This window comes from Paraburkholderia ribeironis, assembly GCF_900019265.1.
GTDB classification, from domain to species: domain Bacteria; phylum Pseudomonadota; class Gammaproteobacteria; order Burkholderiales; family Burkholderiaceae; genus Paraburkholderia; species Paraburkholderia ribeironis.
In genome coordinates this window covers 1-7,142 of record NZ_CYGX02000006.1, presented here as the reverse complement: position 1 = coordinate 7,142, position 7,142 = coordinate 1, and the positions used below count along the sequence as shown (strand labels likewise).

The 7,142-nt window shown below is 58.0% G+C and carries 5 protein-coding genes and 3 pseudogenes; 5 read left to right on the top strand and 3 right to left on the bottom strand.

Annotated features, from left to right (window positions below):
* The 4 genes from BN2475_RS02645 to BN2475_RS02635 form a co-directional block, all read left to right on the top strand.
* Positions 1-498: IS5 family transposase (locus BN2475_RS02645; RefSeq protein WP_281254176.1), on the top strand; the 498-nt coding region annotated here is incomplete at its 5' end.
* A gap of 605 nt (positions 499-1,103) precedes the next feature.
* Positions 1,104-1,277 carry a hypothetical protein gene (locus tag BN2475_RS34160; RefSeq protein WP_159444518.1) on the top strand — a complete coding sequence of 58 codons (174 nt, stop codon included), beginning with the start codon at positions 1,104-1,106 and terminating at the stop codon, positions 1,275-1,277.
* Positions 1,278-1,347: 70 nt separating this feature from the next.
* Positions 1,348-2,547, top strand: a complete 1,200-nt coding sequence (locus BN2475_RS02640) for a cupin domain-containing protein (protein ID WP_159444517.1) — start codon at positions 1,348-1,350, stop codon at positions 2,545-2,547.
* Positions 2,544-3,629 (top strand): hypothetical protein, encoded by a 1,086-nt coding sequence (locus BN2475_RS02635; protein ID WP_094778032.1) that lies wholly within the window; start codon positions 2,544-2,546, stop codon positions 3,627-3,629. Before BN2475_RS02640 ends, BN2475_RS02635 begins: the two co-directional genes overlap by 4 nt.
* A gap of 33 nt (positions 3,630-3,662) precedes the next feature.
* Here the strand turns inward: BN2475_RS02635 and BN2475_RS02630 are convergent, their stop codons facing one another.
* Positions 3,663-4,484 carry a class I SAM-dependent methyltransferase gene (locus BN2475_RS02630; RefSeq protein WP_094778031.1) on the bottom strand — a complete coding sequence of 274 codons (822 nt, stop codon included), beginning with the start codon at positions 4,482-4,484 and terminating at the stop codon, positions 3,663-3,665.
* Positions 4,485-4,783: 299 nt separating this feature from the next.
* On the opposite strand from BN2475_RS02630, the pseudogene BN2475_RS34790 reads away from it, so the two are divergent.
* A pseudogene (locus BN2475_RS34790) lies at positions 4,784-5,020 on the top strand (IS6 family transposase); the annotation flags it as partial.
* A 30-nt stretch (positions 5,021-5,050) separates the two neighbouring features.
* Here BN2475_RS34790 and BN2475_RS02620 read toward each other — a convergent pair.
* Positions 5,051-5,694: pseudogene (locus tag BN2475_RS02620) on the bottom strand (IS6 family transposase); the annotation flags it as partial.
* Positions 5,695-6,658: 964 nt separating this feature from the next.
* Positions 6,659-7,084 (bottom strand): annotated as a pseudogene (locus BN2475_RS02610) (DDE-type integrase/transposase/recombinase); the annotation flags it as partial.
* Positions 7,085-7,142: the final 58 nt, after the last annotated feature.

Here is a 7,142-nt window from a genome sequence, read left to right as displayed (position 1 = left end):
GCAGTCGAGGACGTGTCGGATGCGACCACACTGTTGGAGTTCCGGCGTCTGCTGGTCGAGCAGGACTTGACGCGCAAGCTGTTCGACGAGGTCGGCATTTCGCTGTGCGAACGCGGATTGCTGATGAAGGAAGACACCTTGGTCGACGCGACGATTATCGAGGCGCCGCCGTCGACCAAAAATGCGGAAAGGAGCCGTGATCCGGAGATGCATCAGACGAAGAAGGGCAGAGAATGGCACTTCGGCATGAAGACGCACATCGGAGTCGATGCGGAATCGGGCCTGGTGCATAGCTTGGTGGGCACAGCGGGCAACGTATCGGACGTATCGCAAGCCTATGCCTTGTTGCATGGTCACGAGCAAGAGACCTTCAGCGATGCCGGCTACGCTGGCGTGGACAAGCGCGATGAGCTGAGGGCTAAGCCGGTGGAATGGCGGGTGGCTGCAAGGGCGGAAAGATCAAGGCGATGCGCGGAGTTGCGCTGGAGGACCTGCTGATCCAGGTCGAGCGAACCAAGGCGCAGATCCGCGCGCGGGTCGAGCATCCGTTTCATATCGTCAAGAGCCAAGCTGCGCCACAAAGGGCTGGCTAAAAGCACGGCGTAACTGCCCAGCCTGTTCGCCTTGGCGAACCTGGTGATCGCGAAGACCCTCTTGCGCTCGACCCATCGGGGAAGTCCGTCATGTGTATGAAAACCGCGACAAGCGAGAGCCGGATCCGAGTAAAACTCACTCGCTTTCGGCTGCATCCCTTCCTCATTCCGAAAACTGCAGTCTGACTCGGCTGTAACGCGGGCGACGAGCTTATTGATCAGCGTTTCCTTAGATCATTTTTACATCAATTTAATCATTTCGCCAAATAGTATGGCCAGATGTGACGATCCCTGTGCGAGGCCATAATATTCACAAAGCATTATTCGGCATGCGATCTGCATGCGCTGGAGATCATTTTTCGGCGTATAACGGTGTCGGCGCTTGTTAAAGCGATATTAAACAGATACGCCGCGCAGTGAGTTACCTTGACATATCTAAATTGTTTAATACTATCCATAAGCACCGCCCGGTGCTTATGGACCTTGAACCAACCCTAATGGATATGCGAAATGGACAAACTCACGGTGGACCGGACATCCGGCTCGATGAGAGCTGCCTGTCAATTGCCGACAGACCAGATTGGGCCGATTCGGACCAAAAGGATCGGAGTACAAGTCGAAATACTGAAGACGCCCGAGGTGTCGGCTACGCCGAACCTTGAAGTGGATCAGAAGGACGATTGAAGGACTGGCACGCCCAACCATGCCAAACCCACCGGCGGCTCACCGAGCCGCCGTCCCCCATAAGGTGGCCATGTTTGACCTCGATACTCTGCTCCATCCGATACCGCTCGACCGCTTCCTGCGCGACCACTGGACTACCAAGGGGTTGGTCATACGGTCGCAGGAATCAGGTAGGTTCAACGAGTTGTTTTCCTGGGCAAACCTAAATCACCTGATCAATTTTCACCGACTGCGCTTTAATGAAGACATCCGCTTCGCGGCAATCGGTAAGAAACTGTTCGCAGTTCCCGACATGCCGGATGATTGGGTTCGGCAGTGCCGTGACGGCTACACGCTGATTATCAACCGGCTGCAAATGCGCCTGCCTGTAATCGCCGAGATGGCGAGCGCGATTGAGCGCAGGCTCGGCCACCGCTGCCAGGTGAACATGTACTGCTCCTGGCCGGAGCAACAGGGCTTCGATTTACATCATGACGACCACGAAGTCTTCATCCTGCAGATCGAGGGAACCAAGCGCTGGGTGGTATCCGAAGGAACGTACCTATATCCTCTGGACAAGTACAACGGTATTACTGTCGACACCGGGCAACCTTCTGGGCCGCCGTACATCGAAACTGTGCTTCAACCCGGGGACGTGCTCTACATTCCGCGCGGGCATTGGCATTTCGCCGTGGCCTGCGATGTGCCGTCGGTGCACCTCACCGTCGGCGTGACCTGTCGCACCGGCCTCTACTGGCTCAAATGGCTGGCCGACGAACTGATGTGCGACCCCGGGTGGCGTCGCAACCTGCCGTCTGTTGTCGATGGGGATACGACTGATCTAGCCGAACATATGCGCGGACTGCTTGCCAGGCTTGCCGCGCTGGCGAGCGACGAGAAGTTGGTTCAGGCAGGCATCGCCCACCACCTGACCACACAAGGCACCCGATCGCAGGAGGTGAGCTTGCCCAGCCAGTCTGGTTTCCATCCGTTCGCTGTCGACGGCCGCACGTGGCTTCGGCGCGCCAAGTTCCAGCCCGTTAAGGTAGAGCATGAAGCTGAACACGCACGGCACAGGATTATCACGGCCACCAAGCGCATCACATTGGATGGCGCCCCCAATGCGTTGATCGATCAGGTGTTCCGGCGCGAGCGCTTCACGGTGGCCGAAGCCGCTGCCTGGGCTCCTGACTTCGACGCGGCCGAAGAAATCGTCCCGCTGCTGCGGCGTCTGGTTGACGAAGGGCTGTTGGTCGAAGACGCGCCCGGCACCGACCGTCCCGGCGCATGAAGATCGGCCTGGTCGAGCTCCGCAAACATTGCGAGGTACTGGATGCATTGGTACGACAGGTCCTGGCCTCGGGTGGCACACCGACTATCTTCACTAACCGATTCTGCGCCGAGGCGTCCACGGTGCGAGGACTGCTCGCGGAACAGTGGCAGGTCTGCCCTCAGGGCTTGTCGAACGTTGAGTTCATAGACTTCTGCCGTCCCTTGATAGTTTCGCTGGATCATGTCTTGTTCACTACGCCGGTGGACGATTTGTGTGGCCTGCTGGCCGGCAACTCGGTAGGGACTCCGGCCTACTTCTGCTTGGTCCACAACTTCAACACCTTCATCGCGGAGGGTGATGGCCGGCGAAATGCCGAAATTGCGCGGCTCGTGCTTAGCGGTGCGGCGCGCATATTGCTGCCTGATTTGCGGCTGGCCAATGCCACGGACCAACGACGGGCTCGAGCGATCAACATCGCCTACCCCGAGTTTGCGCCACAGGTCTTCGACCGGCAAGAGGTACGCTGCTGCGTGCCGGGCCGGGTCTACGAGGGCCGGGACTGCGCTGGCGTTCTAGCTGCTCTGGCATTGGCAGCGCCGCGCCTAGAGCAGCGGCTGACCGTGGACTTCCTCGGACAGAACGACTCCGGCGAGTTCGCTGCGGCGATACAGGCTGTGCGGCCCGCCGTCTCGCCGAGGGTTGTGTTGCGCGATCACAGCGGCTACGTCGCCCAAGATGTATTCGACACCGTGCTGGCAGAGGCTGATTTTCTGATCTTGCCGATCACAGAGTCCATCGTCCGCAATGGCGTCATCGAGACCCGCGGGCAGACATGCGTCACCGGCAATATCAACGACATGGTTCGCTTCGGTTTGCCCGCGTTGATTCCCCGTTTCTACCCTTTAAGCAGTCACCTGGCGCCGATAGCCGGGCGTTACGATTCGCCCCGGTCGATGGCCGACTTGATCGTCGATTGGGTCAACACCGGTGCATTCAACCGCCGCAAACTTCAGGCCACGGCCGCCTTGGCTGCGTACCGCGCCGAATGCCTATGTGCGCTGGACCAGGTGCTTGGGCAGGGACTGCGCGACCCGTTGTGAACAACGGGTACTTTACTCCTCGTCGGCTTCTCGTCAGGATGCCTCGACGAACAATGAGTAGTGCTTGCCATTGGTATTGGCAGTTGCGTTGCGACTCTCGTGGTCAACCCGCAACTCAGGGTGCCGGCTTCCCATGAAGGTGCTACGCTCGACCTGTGTGAACCCGGCCTCGCGCAGCACAAGTGCCAGCGTATCGAAGTCGTAGCCGTAGAGGTGTCCGTCAAGATTCTCGAGCAACTGCTGAGCCCCCGCATACCCTAGGAAATGGTCCAGCCGCGTCCGACAGTTGCGGGACCATGACCATGTCAAGGCCCGGTCCGCGAAAAAGCGATCGTCGCCAGCGACATAGGCGCGCAGACATTGCTCGATGTCGGGCACCACCAAACGCAATACTCCGCTGGGGGTTAGCACCCGGCGCACTTCGTGCAACAGCGCTGGCAACTCGTCCTCACGGTAGAGGTGTTCGGCCACGTGGCAGGCAAATACGCAGTGCACAGTCTTGTCCGCGAAGGGAAGGGGCCAGCGGAGATCCATACGGATATCACCTCCTCGGGCATCGATGTTGACCCAGCCGGGAAAGCGCTGCGCCCCACAGCCAAGGTGCAGCTTTAGCCCAGCAACCGGGCGTCCATCGATCTGGCGTACCAAATATTGCTTACGTGCCGCGTGCAGTTCAGCTTCGAGTTGTGCAAGCTGGTCATGGACCGCATTTAGCCGCGCTGCCGCGCCGTCTGGCAACTGGTCGCCGAAGGCGGTGACGTCTCCGGCAATCTGTCGCAAACGGCGAGCGTCACCGACAAATTGGTCGGCGAGGCGCTCTGTAAGACTCGTGGGGAGGGTAACCTCGTCTGCCATGGTTATCCGTCCTTCCCGCAGCGGTGCTGCGCACGCATCCGCCGTTCGGTGTGGGTAATCGCATGCGACGCGCGGCCGAATCACCGCTTCGCATTTTGGCTCATCAGACTGAACCTACTAAGATTGTCATACGGTAAAGCCTCGTTCTCAAGCGTATGCATATCGGCAAAATTCGCCTATAGTATTTTTGCATTCCTCATTATAATTTATGAGGAACTATTTGTGAAGTTTTTAGGATTCTCTTGCAGTAAGGCAGTCCGCACATGATGTGCGGAATGACACGAACGAGTGCAGGCTCGATGACGACGTTGAATCCGGCGGTGGCCCGAGTACTCAAGCGCCTGCATTATCCGCTCGACGTGATCCTGACTTGCGTGCGCTGGTACGTTGCCTATCCGCTGAGCCTGCGTCACATTGAAGAAAAGGTCGCTGGGGGTGGAATTGCAGTCGATCACTCGACCGTGCATAGCTGGGCGCTCATGCTGTTGCCGGGATTGGAGAAAGCGTTTCGCAGTCGCGAGCGACCAGTTGGAAAGGTTTTGTCGCAATAAATAGCGCGGAGCACATTTCATCTGTCCTTTGACGATCATGTGCATGATTTCGATGCCTCCCAGCAGAATGCGGGCGCAGCGAAAAGTCTTGAAGTCCAGCATTGGGCGCGTGCGGCGCTTGATCGCCCGATGGTCGTGCCCGACTAGGTTGTTGAGATACCTGGACTGGCGGATTCTGATGGGTGTTTCGCGGTCGTCATTGATGGCTTCGAGCGCGGCGATATTGGCGCCGCTTTTGTCGATGGTCACCGTCTCGGGGACGCCATTCTGAGCGATCGCTTTTTCAAAGTAACGCCGGGCTGCAGTCTTGTCCCGATGGGCGCGAAGCAGAAAGTCGATGGTGTTGCCGTCCTTGTCGACTGCCCGGTAGGGATACTTCCATTCGCCCTTGACTCGGATGTACGTCTCGTCCATTCGCCAGCTCTTTCCAACTGGCCGCTTGCAACGGCGAAACGCTTTCTCCAGTACCGGCAACGGCTTGAGCGCCCGGCGGTGCCGGTCGAATGATCAACGCAGATCCCACGCTCGGCGACCATTTTTTTAATGTGTCGCAGGCCCAGCGGATAGGCGACATATCAACGTACACACATCAGGATCACGTCGAGCGGGTAATGTAGGCGCTTGAGTACACGCACAGCTGGATTCAGGCTCTGCTTCATCGATCATCATTGTTCGTCTTCATCCCTTGTGCATAGCGGATCGCCTTACTGCGACAAAACCTGAAGATTGTCCGACAGAACGTTTAGGTCGCAGAGCGTGCGCACAGACGCGCGCCGCGCCGATCCCACAGGGGTGGCCTGCCGCACTGCGTCTGATCGGTAACAAGCTACCCGCTGATGGTCGCGAATATTCGCTAGGGCGGTTCCAATTCCTGGTTATCGGCAAGGGCCGTACCGGTGCCCTGCCGTTCTGGTCAACGCCTAGACTTCGGCGAGGTAACACTGGAGGGCCTTGATGTTGACATCGTAGGCATCCGGAGATGCCGATATCGACACTGCCGCTGCGCACGTAATAAGCAAAGGGAATACTGCGCGTGTCGAAGAACGGTAGGAAACCGTCTGGTTGCAGCGTGCTACCGATCAGGCCGATCGCCCAGTTCTTGCTCTGGAAGTCCCTGAGCTGCGCGATCGAGCTGTTGGCGGGGTGGATTTACTTTTGTGCAGGAATGCTAACCGAGGTAATGTTGATCATTCGAATCTCCATGATTGTTGTTACCGCACGGTTGCTCCGGCCCGAGCAACAAGATCGGGTAACCCGACACGCTCAGGTGCCGGGCCGCCTGCTGTTCCCAGCATAGGATGAATGGCCGAAATTGTTAGAGTCTTTTTGATCAGCCTGCGGATAACGCGTCACCCATGAATCCGGGCTTCAAAAACCGGATGTGTGCGCAGCAATCCGGTACGCATAAAATCGGTATGCAACTCAGCAGGCCTGCCAGATATTTCGGTTAGTCAATACCTGCGCGGTCGCGCGCCTGACGTTTTCGTTGGCTACAATGACGGTGTAGCAGTACTGCTGCCGGGATCGCAACAATGGTTTTTCACGTGGACTGACGATGCATCCGGAGGGCATTGTCACGTTGACGCGTTGATGACGCAATAGCCGACAGAACGCACCCCTAGCTCAGAAATCGGACGGATCCCGGGTAAGCCCAGTGAAACGATGCCACGCGGCAAAGCGTGCGATGAGCTGTTTGCGATAGAGTGCCGCATGCAGTAAATGTCGCTTGAGCGCGAAGTGCTGCCGGGTCGGTCCGAAGCTCGACAGGAAAGCTTGCGTGCGTTTCGGATCACGGAAGCCACGCATGCGTCGCTCGCGTTCACGCGTAGGCTGATGGCTATTTTCAGCCCCGTTATTGATCCGCGCGCTGGCTTTGACGAAAACATGTTTGACGTTTGCCAGTTCGGGGATTTCGGGCTTCGCCGCCGGGTAGCTGCGCAACTGGTCGGTCACGATCTTACTCGGTACCTCGGGACACGAGGCAAGCACGCGTTTGAAAAACCGCTTGGCTGAGGCATTATCACGACGCTTCTGAAGCAGGATATCAACAACTGGTTGCGGGTTTCTTCCAGCTGACGGAATCGGTTAAAATGGCCGCCGGGCTTGG